Raw genomic sequence first — 20,281 nt, 5'->3', positions numbered from 1 at the left:
AGGATTCTCCATCTCGATGACCCCATGTTTTCTGGCAGCATCCTACTACAACATGACTTGTGTGTACTTAGTAGGTTGAGAAGGAGAGGTGCCGCAGGCGGTGAGGTCGGACAAACATCAAAACTCCACTTCTGAATCTGGATGAGGTTTATCAAGCACTCAAAGACTCCTTTCAAGTCCGTTTTAACGGACTTTGGCACCCTCGCCAGGGAATAAATTGCCCTGGCGAGGGTGCCACGGCCACCGCAAATTTAGCAACGGCGTTGACGATCGCCGGTAGCACCGTTGCCAAGGTTTTATCGACCGATGAGGTGATCAGCTATATGACAAACGACTGGGTGACTGGAGAACCCGGCGCAGTAAAAGGCACCAGCGATCCGGACGGGCGGCAAGAAAGTTAGTGCTGGCACAGCATCAAGGGAAACCAGCATCTCCCTGGCGTCGCCAAACTTTGATTTCCCCATGCCAGCCGCCGCTCACCAGGGTACGGCTATCGGGGGCAAAGGAGGCCGACCACACCCAGCCCGCATGTCCTTCGAGAATGCTGATCAGTCGACCGCTGTCGATGTGCCAAAGGCGCACCGTCTTGTCGCTGCTGGCCGTGGCCAACCACTGACCGTCAGCACTAAAGGTCACACAGTTTACCGCCGCCGAGTGGGCCGGAAACTCGGTGATTAACCGCCCACTATTCACTTTCCAAAAACGGACATAGCCGTCGGCCCCAGCGGTAGCGAGCAGCCAATTGTTGGGACTCGTGGCTACTGAATGGATTTCTGTGGGGTGATTTAAGACGTGATGGGTGCCCCGGTTTTGTAGCCGATGTAGATGCACTTGACCGTCTTGTCCCCCGCTGACGAGGGTGCTGCCGTCGGTGGTGACGGCGAGCGATCGCACCCAATGCTCGTGCCCCGTCAGCACCTGAACCGGAGAATTGAGCCCCACGCGCCAGACTCCAATAGTCTTATCCTGACTACCGCTAAAGAGATACTGGCTGTCGGCGCTAAAGGTGACCGCCCGCACCCAATCTCGATGCCCCGCCAAGGTGGCGGCTAAAGTCTGCGTGCGTACATCCCACAGGCGAATTTCATTATCATTGCCTGCACTCGCCAGCCACCGACCGTCAGGACTGAAGGCGACACAGCGCACCCAGCCCTCGTGTCCTTCTAAAAAGGTGAGCCGTTTGCCCTGGGTGAGACTCCACAGGCCAGCGCGTTTGTCACCACTGCCGCTGGCAATGTGCCGCCCATCAGCGCTAATGGCTACGCTGCGCACCCAACTGGTGTGTCCCTGGAGTGTCTGCTGGCAGCGCCAGCCACTCGTCACACTAGCACTAGAGCTAGGGCGTAAAGCAGCCAGAGACGACACTGGCGGCAACCTCGCACTGGTCGAGGCTGCGGCAAAGGGCGTCGCGGTCACCAAGTTTGGGGTGGTTGGGTCAGACAGTGCCATAGCGGTCAAATCTGGATGAGTAACGTCAAGTTTAGTCAATTGCGATGACACCCTGCGGAAGCAAAGGCTGCTCAGGCGAGTTGCGTGTAGATGACTTGCTTCATGAAGCACCTACAGAAATCAGCCAGGCGATTCCGCAAAGCTACGGAGTCACTGAGCCATTGCGGTGACTGCGAGGTGGCATACAAGGCTGGGACGTTATCCTCAAAACCGCCGGACTGCGATCGCTGAGGCGAGTCAATATTCGTTGAGTACGGGAATCAGGTACAGCGCAATAAACGCTTTGGCGGCGCTGGGATCGAGCTGGTTGAGCGATCGCACAATTTCCACAATCGTCTCGCCGGTGGGGTCAGTGCGTTCATGCACCCAGCGATACACCACGGTGCGTTCCATGCCCATGGTGACGGCCAACTTATTTTGGCTAATGGCGTAGGTTTCCAGCGTTTCTTTGAGGGCGCGTCCGGCTCTGCCCATAGAGATTGACCGCCTTTCGCAAAATGAGTGAGTCAATGATGACCTTAGCGGCTCAGGTGCCCAAAAGCCAGTCCATCGCGCGGCTAAAGGAACGCTTAATCTGCTCGCGCCGCCGCCATTTTTCAAAGCGGTTGCGATATTGCTGTTCGTTCGGCCAATAGGTTTGCCAGGCTTGCAGGCTGAGACCCGCCCCCCAAAAGACCAAAATGTACAGTGCCCAAGAGAGGGTGTCTGCTGCCATCCAGTTGAGGATGAGCAGCACCGAATTAATGATGGCGAATCGGACTAGGTGGCTCTGAAAGCACTGCTGTTGATATTGGTTGAATTCCGCGAGCTCAACACTTTCCTGCTGCTGCAAGGCCCATTGTTGTTCGGCTTCCCTCAGGGTGGTGGGGGCAATGCCGAGTTCGTCGGCAATCTCAAATAGCTGCGATCGCGTTAGCTCGCCGTCTTCCGTGTGGCGGGCGATCGCGATTTGCAGAATCGCCTGAGCATCTTCGGACTGATAACTTGCAGGCTCGTCTTGGCTGGGGGGCACTATGGTCGATTCAGACATGCCAGGGAGGGATGAGCTAATACTTCTGTTATAGAGAATTTTCGGCAAAATGGGCACTGGAATATGGCGGTTTGTAATTTTAGCGGGGAAAGAGAGGGGGCGCAGGGAGATAGGGAGCCGGGAAGCGGGGGAGAGATGAGGAGGAGCGGGGGAGCAAGGGAGCGGGGGATGGGTTGGTCAGTGAAGGTCAAAGCTCGGTGCAATGAGGAGAGGTGACCGAGCTGGGAGGAGGCATCGTTATCCTCATGAGACGGGAGTGCGATCGCACATTGTAGGGAGATCATCACATGACGAAGATTCAACGCGTCACGTCGGGTAGTCCGTGGGAGGCCAAGGTGGGCTACTGTCGGGCGGTGCAGGTGGGCAATCAAATTTTCATCTCGGGGACTGCGCCGTCGGATGGTCAGGGGGGCACCTTTGCGCCGGGAGATGCCTATGCCCAAACCAAGCGCTGTTTTGAAATTATGGAGGCGGCGCTACAAGAGTTGGGGGCCGATCTCTCCCACATTGTGCGAACGCGGCTTTACATTACCGACTTTGCCCATTGGGAAGACTTTGCCCGCGCCCATCGGGAACTCTTTGGGGCGCATCCCCCGGCGAGCTGCATGGTGGCAATCTCGGGATTGGTGAATCCTGACATGCTGATTGAAGTGGAAGCGGACGCGATCGCTCCTGATGCCGTTGACTGAGTCAGAGCCTGGAGGAGGACAGGGGCCATGGCAATCACATCGCGGCCTAGGGCAACCCTGGATAATGCCAGGTTTGGAGGACTTGGCCCCGGAGCGATCGCTGGTAGAACGGGGTGTTGCGGGCGGGCGATCGCAGCGTGGACGCATCGACCGTCCATGTCGCCGCCGGATCAAAGAGAAACGCTTCGACGGCTGCGCGCTCGGCAATTTGGGGCGGTGGGAGTTGCAGAATTTGGGCGGGGCGATCGCTCAACGCCCGCAACAGCTCCACCGCCGTCCAAGTGCCGGGGGCCACAAAACGCTCCCACAGGGCGGCAAACGCCAGTTGTAGACCGATCGCTCCAGGGGGCGCATCGCCAAAGGCAACAGTCTTTTCTTCGTAAGCATAAGGACTGTGGTCGATGGCGATCGCGTCGATGATGCCCGTTTTAACGCCCGCAATCAGGGCTTCCTGATCCGTCGGATTGCCCAGGGGCGGGTCGAGGCGCAGGTTGGGGTCGTAGCTCAAGGCGTCCTCGGTGGAAAACAGCAGATGCATCCAGGTCGTGCTGGCGGTGACGGGCAGGCCGTCGGCTTTGGCCTGCTCGATGAGGGCGACACTGCGCGCGGTGGAAATGCGCATGAGATGCACGGGGGTGTCGAGCTCCCGCACCAGTTCCAAAATGGTGGTGAGGGCGGCAGTTTCGGCAGCGACCAACACGCCCGGCAAACCGCCCATCAGGGCTAATGAGCCATCACGAGCGATGCCGTTGCCCGCCAGGGTGCGATCGCAGGGCCAGAGCGCTAGAGGCCGGTTGAGCGATCGCGTATATTCCAGCAGTCGCCGCAGCAAGACCCGATTCGTCAGTGGTTGACCATCGGCCAGTCCCGCGATCGCAAAGCTTTTAATTTCTGCCAGTTCCGCCAATTCGGTCATCTGCTCGCCCTGAGCCCCTTGGGTCAGGGCAGCCCAGGGCAGCAGCAGCGGTTGGGGCAGTTGATCCAACTCGCAGGCCAAATCGACCAGCCGCCGCAAAGCGCCGGGATTATCCAACGGGGGCTGTGTGCCAGGCAAAATGCCGACGCGAGTGAACCCGCCCGCGATCGCCCCGGCCATCAACTCAGCCAGGGTTTCCCGTGCTTCGTTACCCGGTTCGCCGCTGTGGCTGTACAGATCCACGAGGCCAGGGGCGAGCACTTTGCCCGTGCCGTCGATCACGTCTACATCATCGGGATCAATGTCTAAGGTTGGGGCGATCGCGCTCCAGCGTCCCCCCGCCATCCACACATCTTGCACCTGATCGGTGCCCGTCGTCGGGTCAATCACCCGCACTTGCCGCAGTAATGTGCCCGCCATCGTGGTCTATCGCCTGAGAAAATTACAACGCACCCGCCGCCGTCTGATCGAAGATGCTGCCCGACAGATGCATGGTCAGGTTCGCCGCCGTTAGCACCGGGGCACTTTCGACCCCATGGGGGTAGTCGATTACGCTGACGGCCCCGTTGCCCTGCTTAAACTGCCAAAAGGACTCTGGCCCTAGCCCTGCCACGTAACACAGAATCGCTTTGTTGATCGCATCGTGGGCTGACACCAAGACAGTCACGGGGGGTTCGGTATGGCTGTATTGGGCCACGATGTCGTTCCAGGTGGCGATCGCCCGCGCCCAAACTTGTTCTAGGCTTTCGCCCCCCTTGCCCGGCATTTGAACCGTTTCGGGTTTTTCCTGCCACTGTTGCAACAGGCCCGGATAGCCTGATTCGATTTCGTGTTCGTACAGCCCTTCCCATTCCCCGTGGCCAATTTCCTTCAGGCCGTCGGTGGTCGTCAGTGCGACCTGGGGATGGTGTTGCAAAATCAGCTCGGCGGTTTCCTTGGGTCGAGAAAGGGAACTGGACACTGCCGCATCAATTTTCACCGATTTGAGGAACTCCGCCGCTTGCCCCCCCTGTCGTTTGCCGTTCTCGTTTAGCGGAATGTCGATTTGCCCCTGGAAGCGCTTTTGCCGATTCCATTCCGTTTCCCCATGGCGCACCAGCAACATCCTTGGCCCGTGGTGGCGCGATCGCATCGTGGGCAGGGCTTCTCCCATGTGGCTGGTGAGGTTCAGCGATTCGAGCTGTACCCCATCCCCCAGCACTCCGGCAAAATTCAGCACGCTGATGGCGCAGTTCGCCTGACCCAACTGTTCGTGAATGTCTGGCCCCTGGCCGAGGGCCGTGGCGATGAGCGCTCGGTTGATGGCGCTGTGGGCCACCACCAATACCGTGTGGCCGTCGTGCTGCGGCAGGATGTCTTGCCAAAACTGAGTCGCCCGCTCGTAGAGCGATCGCACCGGATAAAACTCCGTGCCATCGGGTAGCGGCATCATGCAGTTCTGCGGATCTTCGCGCCAGAGCCGATAAATTTCCGGATACTTCGCTTCAGCATCTCGAAAAGAAATGCCCTCCCACAGCGGCAAACTAATTTCTTTGATGGTGTCAACGGCTTGGGGCAAGGGCGTGTCGGCCACGGTCGATTGCATTACCCCAAAAATCGTTTCCGCCGTTTGATAAGCCCGCTTGAGGGGACTGGCATAAAACTGGTCAAATGCGATGCCCTTCAGCGTTTCCCCCACCTGTTGAGCCTGCGCCAGGCCCAGCTCAGTCAACTCGGAAACGTCGATCTGCCCCTGAATCAGCTGCTTAAGATTAAATGTGCTCTGTCCGTGTCTCACCAAAATGACGCGTGTGGCCATGCTGTCTCCCTCCCCTGCTGCCAGCCTGTCCGATTTTACCCTGATAGCGGAAAGCACACGGGCAAAGATAGCGAGAGGCGCATGGGTCAGGTCAGCCCCCACGTCAGCGCTTGCCCCTGACGTGACGAGCGGGGCTTCATTCGCCGCCAGAGCAGTAACCCTGAAGTCTGGTGGTGATTAACAGTCAGGCCAAACCTTGAGCGAGGCAGGGCCGCGATCGCCATTCATGGGGCAATCCTCTCACCAAGTTCCCTTTCACCCCATTTCCTTTTAAGTTGAGAGGGTTGCTCTTTGATTAAAGTCAGAGAAGCGGTGAACGTGATTTCAAGGGAGTGAGAATGGCATGGTTCGCACATCAGAGAGTCGCGCGCGATCGCTGACAATTATCCTGCTGGCAATCGTGCAGGGTGGGGTGAGTCTGCTCGCCTGTGCCTCTGGCATTTTCTTAGTATTGTTGATGACTGGCACCGTGCAGGTGTTGTCACAAGATTTGCGCACCTTGACCTTGCCGCTGAAGGGGCTCGTCGCCGGGGGGCTAGCCATCAGCTTGTTTGGTCTGGTGGTCACCTATGGCCTGTGGCAACTCAAGGCTTGGGGATGGACGGGCTCGATCATCTTTCAGGTCATGTGCATTGCCAACAATGGACTGACCCTGCTGCTGGGGCAAGAACTGTCGGGTAAGGTGTATTTTTCCATTGCTTTTAGCAGCACCCTGATCGCGGCGTTATTTTTGCCCAGTGTGCGAGAGGTTTTTGAGGCTGATGCCCCAGATGCCAACCCGCCAATGGCTTGATGGCTGGTGACGTTGCGCCCTATGTGGGCGGGCAAAATGGCTTGACAGGGCTGGGGAGTGCTGTCGATTTACACAGGATTTACACAGACTGAGTCGGTTCTGGCACCACCGTCGCCTGACGGCGCTTTGATTTATGCACAGGATCCGTCCACTTTTCTAACCAGACAAACGCTTGCGCAGACAGGATGTTGAGTACCAGGTACACCAGTGCCACGGTGAAGTAAATTTCGAAGGCGCGATAGTTGGTCGCTACGATCAGTTGCCCTCGACGCAAAATTTCTTCGTAGCCAATGACTGCGACCAAACTCGTGTCTTTGAGCAGCGTGATGAACTCGTTGCCCAGGGGGGGAATCATGCGGCGAAAGGCTTGAGGAAAAATTACGTAACGCATCGTTTGGATGGGGCTCAGACCCAGCGATTCGGAGGCTTCGCGCTGTCCCGTCTCAATCGATTGAATGCCGCCGCGCACGATTTCGGCCAGGTAGGCCGAGGCGTTGAGGCTCAGGGCCAAAATGGCTGCCAAAAAGCGATTAAAACTAATGCCCGTGGCGGCGGGAATGCCGAAGTAAATCATAAAGATTTGCACCAGGAGCGGTGTCCCCCGGAAGAAGTCGATGTAAACGCGACTGGCAATTTGTAAGGGTTTGAGGCTCGACAACCGGGCCAGGCCGAGCAGGGTACCACCGATCAACCCCAAAATTACTGCTGAGGCCGTTAGTTGCAGAGTCGTGATCGCCCCGATTAATAATGTTGGCAATGCATCTAGGGCAAATTGCATGGATTCAGACACCGCGATCGCACTCCTCAAATAATGTGTTTCACAATCTCGCCATAGTATCAGTGCAACTCACGATTAGTCGGTTCTGGCTGTACTTCTGCACCGATTTCTGGGGGAAATCAACTCATCGTCAAAATGTTGACGGGTTTCTTCGGAATGTCCCCAGGCAGGCAAGATGCCTGCGCTAACAATCCCCAGGCAGGTAAGATGTCTGCCCTAACAGTTTGGATGTCATTTGATCCTCATGCCTGACGGTGGCGATGCCCCTGGGATGTGGCTAGAGAAATTACTTTATGGATGTGCAGGCAATTAAAGTACCTACGTCAGAGACGGAACTGACTCAGCTACCCAGCTACCCAGCTACCCAGCCACCCAAGCACTGCCGTTACCGGGATATTATTCGCCCGCCGATCCCTTATGGCGCGATCGCGGCTCCATCACTGCGCGGGTCACACCCGCCCTCATCGGTACCGTCCGCATTCAAGCGAATCACGTGGGCATGGCCCATTTTTGCCGTCCAGTCGGGGGCGGTTTTCACCGGCTGACCGCGATCGCGCAGCGCTTGCTGCACCGCTGGTGGAATGCGTCCTTCGAGGGTGAGTCCGGTTTCGACCTCGCCCCAGGTGCGGCCCCAAAGCCAGCGGGGCTGATCAATGGCGGCTTGGGGATCAAAGCCGTAGTCGAGCAGTCGCGTCAGCAGAGCCAGTTGGGTTTGGGGTTGCCCTTCGCCACCCATCGTCCCCAGTACCAGGTAAGGGGAACCGTCGGGATGCCGCACCATACCGGGCATCAGGGTATGGAAGGTGCGCTTGTGGGGCGCTAACACGTTGATGTGGTTGGCATCGAGGGAGAAAAAGGAACCGCGATTTTGTAAGACAAATCCAGTTTCTGGCACTACGACCGCCGAGCCAAAATCGAAATACAAGCTTTGAATGATTGACACCGCATTGCCTGCCGCATCCACGATGGCGGTGTAAACGGTGTCGCCGCCCACGGGGGAGGCCGGGTCGGGGTTCGCGTGGTCGAGTTGGATTTGAGGGCGACGGCGATCGCTGTACGTCTTACTAATCAGCTCATCCAGGGGAATATCGGCAAAAGTCGGGTCGGTGAGCCAGCGATCGCGATCGACAAACGCCAGCTTCGTCGCTTCCACCATCAAGTGATAGTAGTCTGCGGTGCCGTGCCCCAGTTTCCCCAGGTCAAAGGGCTCAATTAAGTTGAGCATTTGCAGCAGGGTGAATCCTTGGGAGTTGGGGGGCAGTTGCGCCACCCGATAGCCGCGATAAGTCGTTTCCAGCGGCTCCACCCAATCCGAGCGATGTTGGGCCAGATCCGCAGCGGTTAACAAGCCGCCCACTGACGCGAGGAAGTCGGTGATCTGAGCGGCGATCGCTCCCTGGTAAAAGCTTGTGGCTCCTTCCTGGGCTAACGTTTGTAGGGTTACCGCCAGGTCAGGATTGGTCAGGGTCTCCCCAGCGTTAGGGACTTCGCCAGAGGGCAAAAATGGGCAAGGCGTCGCAGCATCGGGTTGCAGATAGGGGCGATCACGACGGGTCCAATGCACCTGTGAGCCTGTGGCCGGATACCCGTGGCGAGCGAGGGCGATCGCCGGTTGCAGTAAATCCGCCCAGGCTAACTGCCCAAATTGTTGATGGGCCTGCGCCCAAGAATCGACCGCTCCAGGCACCGTCAACGCGGCTAATGGCCCCCGCTGGGGAATTTCGCGGTAGCCCTGTCGGGTGTAGAACTCTGGAGTGGCTTGGGCGGCGGCCCGTCCGGAGCCGTTGAGCCCCCGCAGGGCTTGCGACTTGGCATCGTAAATGAGCCAAAACGCATCGCCACCGAGGCCGGTCATGTGGGGATACACGACGCTCAACGCCGCTTGAGTGGCGATCGCGGCATCGACCGCATGGCCCCCCGCCCGCAAGATCTGCGCCCCGGCTGCCGAGGCCAAATGATGCGGACACACCACGAATCCCGTGGTGGATTTGACCGACTGCCTGGCACTGGCGATGTTCATGTGGAGACCCCATCTCTAGCCATCAAAAAAGGCGCGATGGGCGATCGCGCCTTTCGGAAAATCATCGAAAATCGGCCCAATTAGTGACCACTAACCCAAACGATAGCCAAAGCCCCGCACCGTCTTGAGATACTGCGGCTTGCTGGGGTCTTCCTCTAACTTTTCCCGAATCCAGCGAATATGCACGTCTACTGTTTTGTTATCGCCCATGAAATCATGCCCCCAAACATGATCGATAATCTGATCGCGCGACCAGACTCGCTTGGGCTGACTCATGAAGAGCTCTAAAATCCGAAACTCCTTCGGCGATAGGTTGATTTCGGTATCGTCCAAAACCACCCGACATTCTTTGGGACTCAGGGTCAACCCTTCGAACCGCAACACGGGGTCAGCCTCCGGCTCGTTGCCACCCCGATGCCGCCGCAACAAAGCGCGGCAGCGAGCAATCAACTCACGCATGCCAAAGGGTTTGGTCAAGTAGTCGTCGGCCCCAACCTCTAACCCCACAACGCGATCGGTTTCGGTGCCCTTGGCACTCAACACTAGAATCGGCACGTCAATGCCCTGATATCGCAACAGCCGACAGAGATCCAGGCCGTTCATCCCGGGCAACATCAAATCTAAAACGACCAAGTCAACTTCCTGAACTAAGCGGTGCTGATTGTTCTTGGTGCCGCCCAGCATTTCCAACGCGGAAAGTCCATCGCCTGCTGCCAGGACTTCGAATCCAACTTCGGCCAAAGCAAGGCCAATGGTTTCGCGAATGAGTTCTTCGTCTTCAACGATGAGAACACGCCCTAAACCAACTCGAACCGACTGCTTATCCGACGTCGATAGCGTGAGAGATGACATAGAAACCATTGAGTCACTTACAAGCTAAATGTAGCAATCAACCGGATCCTTTTAAACCAGAGATAATCGGATGCTGATGGCGAGACGAGTGGTGAGGTGCATTAGTGTCTAAACGATCGTGCGATCGCGCCGCTTCTAGTCCACTCCAGAGGGCCGGGGTTGGGCGGTGAAAGGCCTGGGTGGATTGGTTATTCAAACTTTTCCAACTGATCGAGACGGAGCCAAATATTCGGCGTCGGCACGTGACCAAACATCACCAGGGCGTAATCATCACGGGTTTCTAAAATTTCGCCCTTAGTTTCAAAGAGGTAAGGCGGAAAGCGAGTATCGCTAGCGGTGGCCTCAACGCTGTTTTCCAACTTTTCTCGGACTGCGCGCACGAGGTCGCCACGCTTGGGGGTGTCAGCCATGATTTCGTCGCCCTTTTACTGAACTGCGTCTGCAATATTGTAAACCGCTAGCCTACGGCCATCGGCACTGAGCGGCGATCCAGCGATATAAAGTTCTAAGCCAATTGATAAGGTGATGGGCCGTCGGGCCGGATGGCGTCTTCACGGTGTGGCTTCATCGCTGACATTGGGGGCAAAAGTGGGCCGATCGCCCCGCCAGTTTGATGCGCTTAATCGGCGTTTGGCAGACGCGGCACGGCTGCTGCTCGCGATCGTACACATTAGCCACGCCGCCGTAGTTGCCATTAATGCCATGAACGTTGCGAAAGTCGCTAAAGGTGGTGCCGCCTTGGGCAATCCCGGCGGTTAGGGCGGCTTGGATGCCGCTGTGTAAGCGGGCGATGCGTTGGCGACCCAGTCGGGCACACAACGTCGTGGGGCGAATGCGGCTCAAAAATAGCGCTTCGTCGGCATAAATATTGCCGATACCCGCGACTAAAGCTTGGTCGAGCAACGCATTTTTGACGGGGCGCTGACGGCCCCGAGTGGCTTGGTAGAGATAGGCCGGGGAAAAGCGATCGCTAAAGGGCTCTGGCCCCAGGGCCGCAATGCCCGTGATGACTGTCTCGACGGCAACGCCGGGGGGCACCCACCAAATGCGCCCAAAGGTGCGTTGGTCCACAAAGCGCAGTTCGTGCTGTTCATCAAAGCGGAACCGCACCCGACAATGCTTAGAAACGGGCTCTTGGGGAGACAGCCACAGCAACTGCCCCGTCATGCGCAGATGTACCCCCAGATGACCCGCCGCTGCTCCATCGGGGCGTTCGAGGGCCACCAGCAAATATTTGCCACGCCGATACCACCCCTTCAGCGTGGTATCGGTCACTCCCCGCCAAAACTGCTCCAGCGACTCGGGGTGGGCAACACTGCGCGGCAACAGCACTTCCCCTCCTTGAATTCGATGATTGAGGGTGACTTGATTCAGGCCACGACAAACGGTTTCGACCTCAGGCAGCTCAGGCACAATCGCAACAACTTGGTCAAAGACCTGCACAGCATTGCTAATATACCGCTCTGAGTTGGTGGGATGGCACGACATCCGCAAGCAAAAACCCACCCAAGCTCGACCATCGGCAGGCTTGTGTGGGCTTATTTGGCAAGAAGCTCTGTGTTGAAGAAGCTCTACTTCTTCTTTTTCTTCGGAGCTTCCACTTCTACTAGCTCATCTAACGCAAAGTTGTTGGTATTGATGCCGGCATAGTTGACTTTGTCAAACCGCACGACGGCGGGGTAACGAATACCACTTTGGTCGATGGTTGCGACTTTGCCAGTTTCCTGAAACCAGTAGGAATCTGGGCGCAGGATCCGAACCGTAGAACCACGTTGAACCATGGATATGTCCTCTTGAAAAACGAGTTTTATGAATAAATGACTCAGTCAACAGACTACTACGAAACCCTTATGATGCCGTGCTTTGAGGTTTAAGTTTTGTTGCCGGAGGGCTGGATCTTCGGGATATTGAAACACTTTGCAACATTCTGGCGATCGCGCTACTGACTTACTCCGGGGGGTGAACTAATGGCGGTGCTCAGGGCGGTGAGTTGGCGGGCAATGCACACGGGTAACCCCATGCGGCGATCGCTGGGGCCAGGAAACGCGAATGTCCATGCGGTGTTTTCGGCGTGTCCGGAGGGAAATCGCGGGGGAAGTCCGTTTGATATACTTGCTGTCACCCGCGATCGCGCTGGTGGGCTGGTGCCCCTAGGGCGGGCGATTAGCGTTGATGAGGACAAGGGTTACGGAGCGATCGTGGCCAGTTGCTCTCACATGCAGTTTGGTATTAGTTGAAGGACGACAACATGCTTATTCCACTGTGGTCTCTGGCCGAATTAGACTATTCAACCACCCTCAAAACCGTGTTTTACGGTTTGCTGGCAGTGGGCTTTTTGTCGGCGGTGATTATTGGCTCCATCGCCTGGTATAACTCGAAAAAGCCGCCCGGCTGGGAAGGCGCGGAGAAGCCTGACTGGGTCCCTGGAATGGATAAGGAAACCTCTCCCAAGGACTCAGAGTAGACCGTCCGCCGTTAATCAATCGAGCTGGCTATCAGTGCATCATGACTCGCGTTGTGATGCACTGGTGGTTTTGGGGGCTGACGTGACCAGCGGACGATCAACAGATGAGCCGCTGGAACGTAATAGAGGGCTAGCAAGGTCGCGCCGCCGAGACCACCCGCGATCGCGATTGCTAGCGGGGGCCAAAAACCAGTGGGGTCCAGCATGAGGGGAATGAACCCGGTAATGGTGGTGACGGTAGTGGCGATGACGTGCCGGGTGGCGTGCATGACGACGTGTTCGGTGGCGTGGCGATCGCCCTGACGGGCTGCCGGATCTTCTCGCAGGGCGGCCAGCACCACAATCGAATCGTTAATCGCCAAGCCAATCAGGCCGAGCGTGCCCAAAATGGCAGTGAAGCCAAAGAGCGAACCGAAGACCTTGAGGGCCAGGGCGGCCAGCCCGACAGCCAGCAGTGCCACGGAACCAATCAACGCGGCCAGGCCAAAGGAGTTGAATGACAGCACTAGCGTTGCCGTCATGAGAATTACCAGTACTCCCACCGTGGATAAAAGGCTTGCCACAGCATCTCCGCGAGCATCGGCTTCGCCGCCATATTCCAACCGATAGCCCGCCGGTAGTTGCCAACTTTCTGCGGTGAGCTGCTGCTGGAATTGGGTCAGCACCGTGTCAGGCAGCGCCCCAGCGATGAGAAAAGCCTGAACCGTGTTGATGCGCTGCCCATCGCGCCGGGCGATGGTGGCGAGGTCGGGCTCTAGGGTGACGTCGGCGAGGGCGGATAGGGGCACCGTGGCACCATTGCCCGCCACCAAATCCAGCGACGCGATGGGCGCGACGGCTTGGCGATCGGCATCGGGGACGCGCACTCGCACGGGCAGGGTTTCGGTATCATCCAAAATCGAACCGCCCAGATTGCCGTCCAGGGTGGTTTGCAGTTGTTGAGCGATCGCGCGATTATCCAGTCCCGCCCGGCGCGCTTGGGTTTCGTCAATTTGTAGGGCGAGTTTGGGCAGGGCTTCTGTCAGGCTGGCGCGGGTGTGGGTCACTGCTTCAAACTGCGTGAGTTTGGCCCGCAGATCATTCCCAATCGCCCGTAACTGATCCATGTCCGACCCGTAGACCCGCAACTCAATCGGCGCATCAAAGGGGGGCCCCTGCTCCAGTTGTTTGACTAAGATTTGCGCTTCGGGAAAGGCTGCATCGAGCTCTGTCTGTAGGCTTTGGATCGTTGGTCGCAGGCCCTGCGTCCCCTGTAATTGCACAATGCCCTGGGCATAAAAGGGGGCATTTTCTTGACTGGCGACAACGTTGTAAAAGAAGGTTGGGGCGCTTTCGCCAATGAACCAATGAATGTCCTCCACATTGGGATGCTGCTGGATGCGATCGCGGGCCGCCAAGACTAAATCACGGGTTTGGGCGATCGCGCTCTGGTTGGGCAACTGCACCTCGATCTGGAACTGGTCGCGATTGGTGGGTGGGAAAAACTGCTGGTCTAGGGTGCCAAACATCGCAAAGCCAGCGACGGGGAGAATGAGCGTTAACCCGACTCCCAACCAAGGCCGTTGGAAACAGCGGCGCAGCGTCCAGCGATATCCTGCGGCCAGCGCCGCGTTAGACAGGCCGTGTTGCCACCAGTCCCGCTGCCAGTTCAGCGGTTGCCAATGGTGCAGCCGTCCCGCCAGAGCCGTGATCACCGTCAGCGACAGAGCCAGGGAACTGATGAGGGCCAAAATCACCGTCAAGCCGATAGTGCCAATAAATTCGCCCGTGCCGCCGGGGGAAGTGGCGATGGGCACAAAGGCCAGGATGGTGGTCAGAGTGGAGGCGAGCAAAGGTACGAATAAGTGACTCACCGTTTTGCCCACGGCCTCGGCTGGGGGCAGCCCCGATCGCAAGCGCCCCTGCACTTCATCCACCACCACGATCGCGTTGTCGATGAGCAAGCCCAGGGCGATGATGATGCCCGTGACCGACATTTGGTGTAGCGGTACGCCGAGAACGTGCATCCAGCCAAACACCATCAGCGTCGTCAGCGGCAGGGCCAACCCCACCAGCAACGCCGACTTGGCCCCCAGTATCAACAAAGAAACCGCCACCACCAACAGCGAGCCAAAAATCAGGTTGCCGATCACGCCGTTGAGCCGCTGCTGTACATATTGACTTTGATCCAACACGACATGCAGGCCGAGTCCATCGGATAAGGACGCTGCGTAATCCGCCAAAACTCCGCGAGCCGCTGCGGCCCAGGTATCCACGCGATAGTCGGACTCCACTGTTGCGGCCACCACCACCGCTGGGTAGCCATTGACATAGGCCAAACTGTCGGCGGGGTCTTGCACGCCCTGACTCACGGTGGCGATATCGCCCAACCGCGCGGTGGCTCCGTTGCTGCCGATTTGAATGGGGATGGCGCGCACCCGTTCGAGGGAGTCCAGAGCACTGCTGACTTCAAGGAGAAATTCGTTGCGATCGCCCTGTACCTGGCCCGCCGACACTTTGGCATCACTGGCGGCAATTTGTTGCGAGAGGGCTTGGGCGGTCAGTCCTAGCCGCGCCAATTCACTGGCGGCAATTTCCACGCGAATTTCTTCATCGGCATAGCCAAAACGTTCCACTCTGTCGGTGCCGGGCAGCGATCGCAGCCGGTCTTCTAACCCCTCTGCTAACCGTCCCAAAATGAGCTGGTTGGGTTCTCCTGGCAGTTCCCAGGTGAGGCCCACAATCAGGGCACTGGCACTGACGCTGCTATCCCGATATTCCGGGTCGGAGGCTTCGGGCGGCAGGTCTGGTACGGCGTCGTCAATCTTGCCACGCACTTTGGCCCAAATCGGTTCCACATCGCGAATGGCCTCTTTGATCTCCACGCCAATCACCGAAATGCCCGTGCTAGAGGTGGATTCCAGAAAGCTCACCTCTTCCAGTTCAAACAGCTTGTCTTCCAGCGGTTCTGTGACCAGGGACTCCACTCGCTCGGGAGTGGCTCCCGGCAAAAACGTCACCACTTGGGCATAGCGCTGAGTGATTTCCGGATCTTCCAATCGTGGTAGGGCGAAAAGGGCGGACAGCCCCCAGACGATGACCAGGGTGAGGGTAAGGGTGAGTAGTTGGCGGTTGCGGTAGAAGAGGGTGAGCATGGCGGGGAGTGGCGGGGTATGAGGGTGGCAGGGTATGAAGGCGGCAGGGTATGAGGTGGGTGAGAGGGGCGGGGTGAGAAAGTGGGGGGACAAGCTGATCGCCCTTAGGATCAACGAGTGGCAACCGACGGGGGTAATCGAGTTCGATGCCGTGGTGCGGCTGATCAATCGGCGGGGAGAGGGGCTGGGGGACGGGGGAGAGATCGCGGTTCAGTGAGCCACTGACCATGACTAAACCGGTGATCAAACCCGCTAAAATCAAGCGCTCCATGGCGATGCCTCCGATAGCAACAAAACAACCCCCAGGGTTCACTGGCGGGGAATGAGCATTAGAGATACTCAAATCGCTGCTAAAGTTCCTGCTGTTGGGGTCAGGGGCGGGCAGTTAGGGCTGCCAGGTGACGGACTGGCCAGGCGTGAGGCGGTGAGTCCCCGTGGTGATCGCCTGCTCCCCCGGCTGCAACGTGCCACGCACCAGGGCGCGATCGCCCTCGGTATGTACAACCTCCACCTCCCGCCGACTGACGATGTAGACATCGGCTGGGGACTCGGCAGCCGACTCCGCCAGCACGTACACCGACCAGAGGCCGCGATCGCTGGGCACGAGCGCTGTAGTCGGTAGCCAAATGCCCTCGGCGGGTTGGGTGTCGGTCAGGCTCAGGCGCACGGTTTGGCCCACGGTGAGGTCAGCGGCAGCGACTTGCAGCACCACGGTCACGGTGCGACTGGTGGCGTCTAGTTCGGGGAGCAGCGCGGTGATGGTCGCGGTGTAGGGGCGATCGCCCACAGTGATCGCGACTTCTTCACCCTCGCTAAGGGTGTCGGCCACGGCGGGCGGCACGCCCACCTTGGCCTCCAAAGGACCGGCTTCCACCAAGCTCAAAACGGCCTGGCCACCCGCCACCACCACGCCTTCGTCCACTGAGCGGGCGCTGACCACGCCATCAAAGGGAGCCCGCAATACGCTTTTGTCCAAATCCACTGCCACTTGGCGCAAGCTCGCGGCGGCTTGGCTGACCTGGGCCGCTTGGGCATCGAGCTGTTCGATACGGGTGCCCGCTTGCTGCTCATTGAGTTGGCTTTGGGCTTGGGCGCGGCGATTTTCCAGGGCACTGGTATTGAAGACTTCCCGATCCAATTCTTCGCGGGAAATCGCGCCTCGGGCGTAGAGGTCTGCGCGGCGATCGCGCTGCAACTTTGCCAACGCCAACTGCTGCTCAATTTCCGCCACGGTAGCTTGGGCGGTGGCAATGTCTTCTTGACGCGGCCCGGCCTCTAATTCCCGCAGTTGGGCTTGGGCGGCGGCCTGTTGAGCGGCGAGCTGCTGCCGTTGTGCCTCCAAAGTCCGGATGTCGAGTCGGGCCAAGGGTTGTCCGGCAACCACGCGATCGCCCTCATCTACCAGCACAGCCACTACGGTACCGGGGCGCTCAAACCCTAAGCTACTGCTGCGTCCGGCGACCAGTTCTCCGGTGTATTCCCGTTGAGTGGTGTACTCGCTCACAGATTCCACTGGCAGGGCCGCAACGGGCAATGCCGCCGTCAACTCGGACGATGAATCAGCGGGAGCGACGATGCGGTAAAGGGAAATGCCCCCGATGAGGAGGGCGATCGCTCCAGGCACTAAGCCCCAGCGATAGCGTCGCCAGCGGTGAGGCGGTGCCGTAGCGAGGGACGGGCGATCGGTCGTTGACGTAGCGGACGGCAAGGTTCCCGGATGCGACACCATAACAATACCCAAAGAGTTTTTGACAACAAGTTTGTATTCAACTTGTTGTGTATTCGCCTTGAGCTTATACTCAACTTATTGAGTATGTCAACCGCATCCCTTATGGCCCTTGCCCACACCATCTTGACCGTCCTTTGTGAGCACCCCGCGAGCGGCTACGACCTCAGTAAACAGTTTGAGGAAACGGTGAGTTGCTACTGGAAGGCCAGCCAGCAGCAGATTTACCGCGAGCTGGGCAAGATGGAGGAAAAGGGCTGGGTGTCGTTTGAGTTGGTGCCCCAGGCGGGGAAGCCGGACAAAAAGATTTACGCCATCACCGACGCGGGCCAGCAGGAACTCCGCCGCTGGTATCGAGAACCGACGGAACCGACTCCCATTCGAGAAGATTTGCTGGTCAAGGTGTTGGGCGGTGCCCACTTGCCGAATGAGGCGTTGATTCGCGAGTTGCAGCGGCGGCGGCAAATGCATCAGGCCCAACTCACGTCGTATCAGGAGAAGGAGAGTTGGTATCAGAGTCATCCCAATCCCCCCCGGCAAGAGCAGTATCGCTACCTCACACTGCGGCGGGGCATCCGCTATGAGCAGGACTGGATCGACTGGTGTGATGAGGTGTTGACGTTTTTGAAGCAGAGCAATGCTGACGCTTGAAATGTGGGGCTGGGGGCGATCGGAGAAATCCAAGACGCACTCAGATATGCATTGGAACGGGTCTTCTCATCTCAATTGCCACACACCTAAAATCCGCAACCTCTCGTTACGGCTGCCATACCAAAAAACCTATTCTCGTGTGAGTAGTTGCGTATGTATACAACTGCTCTTGAACAATCAAGGGAAATTTTCAGCTCATCAATAAACTAGTCTTTTGATTCAAGAAATTGATTGACTATTCCTGTATATTTTCTGAATTCCTCATTCTCAATAGAACTAGTAGGAATGTATAAATCAGCTCTAAGGCTGTGCTTAAACCAATGGGCCTGTCTCTTAAGTTCTTGGAACGTTAATTTATTCTTATTAAAAGCACCACAACTACGGCGTAGACCTGTAAGATGACTCCTTGATTCTTCAGACATTAATAAGCCTAAGCTTTCATAAGCGAGAGCGGTCAGGCTATCTGCCATCTGTTGTACCGCTACCACGGCATTTTGGTGGGAGTCCTTTGCCCACTCGGCACCCCCTATTCTTTTCCATTCATATCCAGCTGTTATTTTCAATAACGGCCAAACTGGCGAATATGCCTCAAGTCTAGCTTCGTAAAGTTTGATGGATGTTTCTTGAAAAATCGCCTGAGTAATCCCTCTTTCTACTGCTCGTTTCCATTCATTTTGCTTATTCTGGAACTCTTTTTCCCATTGTCTTTTTTCTGCTTGATTTTTGCGCTGTTGCAGTCTGATTTGGAGTGCATTAACAAAGACACTTGAAATGGAAACCACAATAGCAACAATTGCTGTTATTAATTCAACTTTCATGTATTTTCAACAACTCAAGGAGACCCTCGGAAAGACTTGCGATTATTTCCATTTATATAAATTAAATACAATAATACTTTTATTTGAATGATTTTTGTTTGACCATGTCTTCACGTGCTCAATCATTCTAATGAGTAAGCATCTCGAACCGTATTTCCAATCTCTTCGAGTCCAGGGCGTTCAGTAGGACTATAATCAACCATTCTTTTCAAGAGGTCAACAATGCCAGGCCTTAGTTCAGGAAGTTCAAATTTTCCAGCACCAATAGCTTGAGGACTTGGCAGCTTACCTGTAAGTATCTCTATCCAGCTGACACCTAAAGCATATAAGTCTGATGCTTCAACTGCATCATGCGGAGATTCTTGTTGCTCTGGAGCCATATAGAACCAAGAGCCTAACTGCACTGATTCCTGAGTTATTGTTCCTCCCTTTGTAAAAGTTTCATCAAAGTCACTCCATTTAACAATGCCGAGGTCTCCAAGCTTAATGGTATCTGGAAAATCTAAGAGGTTTGCTGGTTTAATGTCTCGGTGAGTACAGCCTTTTGAATGCAGGAAGTCGAGACCAATGACAGTGTCTAATATTATCTGTGCTGTTTCTTCTTCCGGAATAGGGCCACTAGTGCGTAGTTGTTCAGCCACGGAACGTTGTGCTAACTCCATAATTAAGAAGGGGTTATTTTGAACCTCTCCTACGTCAAGGTATCGAACAACATTAGGGTGATTTATTCTGCGACCATTGCTCGCCTCTCGCCTGAATCGTTCCCGAACATTGGGAAGCTTGGATTCTTGCAAAAGATCCTGACGTGGGAGCATTATCTTAGCGGCTACTAGTAAAACTTCTGGAGATTGCAGTCGAGCAGACCAAACATTTCCTACGGCTCCATTCCCTAATGGTTCAACCAGCTCATAGGCATTATTCTCGCCTAGCAAGACATCTTTTGCAGAAAGTTGCACATGTCGTGGTGCTGTTTGAGTAAATGTCTCGTGAAAGAATTTCTCAGTGACCTCGTCACCATCTAGCAGCACTTTGAGTTTCCGATCTTCCAGTTTTTGAAGAAAAGGAGCAATCTTATTTTTGTTGATGTAATACCAATTCTCTATAAAGCTGCATAGAATAGAGCCTCAAGGATAAAGTCATAGCCGGTCAAGGAGGCGATGGCC

The 20,281-nt window shown here is 56.6% G+C and carries 20 protein-coding genes and 1 pseudogene; 6 read left to right on the top strand and 15 right to left on the bottom strand.

Annotation, left to right across the window (positions count from 1 at the left end; all coding sequences use genetic code 11):
* Positions 1-263 precede the first annotated feature (263 nt).
* A complete protein-coding gene (locus tag JUK32_RS24445; protein ID WP_204141487.1) occupies positions 264-401 on the top strand; it encodes a hypothetical protein in 138 nt (45 codons plus the stop codon).
* A 13-nt stretch (positions 402-414) separates the two neighbouring features.
* Here the strand turns inward: JUK32_RS24445 and JUK32_RS24440 are convergent, their stop codons facing one another.
* The 3 genes from JUK32_RS24440 to JUK32_RS24430 form a co-directional block, all read right to left on the bottom strand.
* A complete protein-coding gene (locus tag JUK32_RS24440; RefSeq protein ID WP_204141486.1) occupies positions 415-1,449 on the bottom strand; it encodes a WD40 repeat domain-containing protein in 1,035 nt (344 codons plus the stop codon).
* 237 nt (positions 1,450-1,686) lie between these two features.
* Entirely contained in the window at positions 1,687-1,923 is a 237-nt protein-coding gene (locus tag JUK32_RS24435; RefSeq protein WP_039724539.1) for a helix-turn-helix transcriptional regulator, read from the bottom strand.
* A gap of 52 nt (positions 1,924-1,975) precedes the next feature.
* On the bottom strand, positions 1,976-2,479 hold the full coding sequence (locus JUK32_RS24430; RefSeq protein WP_204141485.1) for a 2TM domain-containing protein: 504 nt from the start codon (positions 2,477-2,479) through the stop codon (positions 1,976-1,978).
* Positions 2,480-2,766: 287 nt separating this feature from the next.
* On the opposite strand from JUK32_RS24430, the gene JUK32_RS24425 reads away from it, so the two are divergent.
* Positions 2,767-3,168: a RidA family protein gene (locus JUK32_RS24425; RefSeq protein WP_204141484.1), complete on the top strand. Its 402-nt coding sequence runs from the start codon at positions 2,767-2,769 to the stop codon at positions 3,166-3,168.
* 46 nt (positions 3,169-3,214) lie between these two features.
* On the opposite strand, the gene JUK32_RS24420 is transcribed toward JUK32_RS24425, so the two are convergent.
* Positions 3,215-4,504 (bottom strand): dihydroorotase, encoded by a 1,290-nt coding sequence (locus tag JUK32_RS24420; protein WP_204141483.1) that lies wholly within the window; start codon positions 4,502-4,504, stop codon positions 3,215-3,217.
* Positions 4,505-4,526: 22 nt separating this feature from the next.
* On the bottom strand, positions 4,527-5,882 hold the full coding sequence (locus JUK32_RS24415) for a histidine phosphatase family protein (RefSeq protein WP_204141482.1): 1,356 nt from the start codon (positions 5,880-5,882) through the stop codon (positions 4,527-4,529).
* Positions 5,883-6,225: 343 nt separating this feature from the next.
* Here JUK32_RS24415 and JUK32_RS24410 point away from each other — a divergent pair, with 343 nt between their 5' ends.
* Positions 6,226-6,675 carry a hypothetical protein gene (locus JUK32_RS24410; RefSeq protein WP_204141481.1) on the top strand — a complete coding sequence of 150 codons (450 nt, stop codon included), beginning with the start codon at positions 6,226-6,228 and terminating at the stop codon, positions 6,673-6,675.
* Positions 6,676-6,754: 79 nt separating this feature from the next.
* On the opposite strand, the pseudogene JUK32_RS24405 reads toward JUK32_RS24410, so the two are convergent.
* The 6 genes and pseudogenes from JUK32_RS24405 to JUK32_RS24380 form a co-directional block, all read right to left on the bottom strand.
* Positions 6,755-7,441, bottom strand: a pseudogene (locus tag JUK32_RS24405) (amino acid ABC transporter permease); the annotation flags it as partial.
* 427 nt (positions 7,442-7,868) lie between these two features.
* Positions 7,869-9,473 carry a gamma-glutamyltransferase gene (gene ggt / locus JUK32_RS24400; protein WP_204141480.1) on the bottom strand — a complete coding sequence of 535 codons (1,605 nt, stop codon included), beginning with the start codon at positions 9,471-9,473 and terminating at the stop codon, positions 7,869-7,871.
* 90 nt (positions 9,474-9,563) lie between these two features.
* Complete coding sequence (locus JUK32_RS24395; RefSeq protein ID WP_204141479.1) at positions 9,564-10,325, bottom strand: response regulator transcription factor; 762 nt, start codon at positions 10,323-10,325, stop codon at positions 9,564-9,566.
* A 188-nt stretch (positions 10,326-10,513) separates the two neighbouring features.
* Positions 10,514-10,735 carry an NAD(P)H-quinone oxidoreductase subunit O gene (locus JUK32_RS24390; protein ID WP_204141478.1) on the bottom strand — a complete coding sequence of 74 codons (222 nt, stop codon included), beginning with the start codon at positions 10,733-10,735 and terminating at the stop codon, positions 10,514-10,516.
* Between the two features lie 154 nt (positions 10,736-10,889).
* Complete coding sequence (locus JUK32_RS24385) at positions 10,890-11,738, bottom strand: DNA-formamidopyrimidine glycosylase (protein ID WP_204141491.1); 849 nt, start codon at positions 11,736-11,738, stop codon at positions 10,890-10,892.
* A gap of 158 nt (positions 11,739-11,896) precedes the next feature.
* Positions 11,897-12,106 carry a photosystem I reaction center subunit IV gene (locus tag JUK32_RS24380; protein ID WP_204141477.1) on the bottom strand — a complete coding sequence of 70 codons (210 nt, stop codon included), beginning with the start codon at positions 12,104-12,106 and terminating at the stop codon, positions 11,897-11,899.
* A gap of 186 nt (positions 12,107-12,292) precedes the next feature.
* Here JUK32_RS24380 and JUK32_RS24375 point away from each other — a divergent pair, with 186 nt between their 5' ends.
* Together JUK32_RS24375 and psb35 are read left to right on the top strand one after the other, a co-directional pair.
* On the top strand, positions 12,293-12,562 hold the full coding sequence (locus JUK32_RS24375) for a hypothetical protein (protein WP_204141476.1): 270 nt from the start codon (positions 12,293-12,295) through the stop codon (positions 12,560-12,562).
* Positions 12,563-12,573: 11 nt separating this feature from the next.
* Entirely contained in the window at positions 12,574-12,789 is a 216-nt protein-coding gene (psb35, locus tag JUK32_RS24370) for a photosystem II assembly protein Psb35 (protein WP_239113031.1), read from the top strand.
* 11 nt (positions 12,790-12,800) lie between these two features.
* Here the strand turns inward: psb35 and JUK32_RS24365 are convergent, their stop codons facing one another.
* Complete coding sequence (locus tag JUK32_RS24365; protein ID WP_204141489.1) at positions 12,801-15,923, bottom strand: efflux RND transporter permease subunit; 3,123 nt, start codon at positions 15,921-15,923, stop codon at positions 12,801-12,803.
* Between the two features lie 385 nt (positions 15,924-16,308).
* Positions 16,309-17,652 (bottom strand): efflux RND transporter periplasmic adaptor subunit, encoded by a 1,344-nt coding sequence (locus tag JUK32_RS24360; protein WP_204141475.1) that lies wholly within the window; start codon positions 17,650-17,652, stop codon positions 16,309-16,311.
* Positions 17,653-17,736: 84 nt separating this feature from the next.
* On the opposite strand from JUK32_RS24360, the gene JUK32_RS24355 reads away from it, so the two are divergent.
* The gene (locus JUK32_RS24355) at positions 17,737-18,300 is read left to right on the top strand and encodes a PadR family transcriptional regulator (protein ID WP_239113027.1); all 564 of its coding nucleotides are present in this window, start codon (positions 17,737-17,739) and stop codon (positions 18,298-18,300) included.
* A gap of 206 nt (positions 18,301-18,506) precedes the next feature.
* Here JUK32_RS24355 and JUK32_RS24350 read toward each other — a convergent pair whose 3' ends face one another.
* Positions 18,507-19,118: a hypothetical protein gene (locus JUK32_RS24350; RefSeq protein WP_204141474.1), complete on the bottom strand. Its 612-nt coding sequence runs from the start codon at positions 19,116-19,118 to the stop codon at positions 18,507-18,509.
* A gap of 122 nt (positions 19,119-19,240) precedes the next feature.
* Positions 19,241-20,146 (bottom strand): serine/threonine-protein kinase, encoded by a 906-nt coding sequence (locus tag JUK32_RS24345; protein WP_204141473.1) that lies wholly within the window; start codon positions 20,144-20,146, stop codon positions 19,241-19,243.
* Positions 20,147-20,281: the final 135 nt, after the last annotated feature.

The organism is Halomicronema sp. CCY15110 (assembly GCF_016888165.1).
Taxonomy (GTDB): domain Bacteria; phylum Cyanobacteriota; class Cyanobacteriia; order Phormidesmidales; family Phormidesmidaceae; genus Halomicronema.
This window is presented reverse-complemented; position numbering and strand designations above follow the sequence as displayed.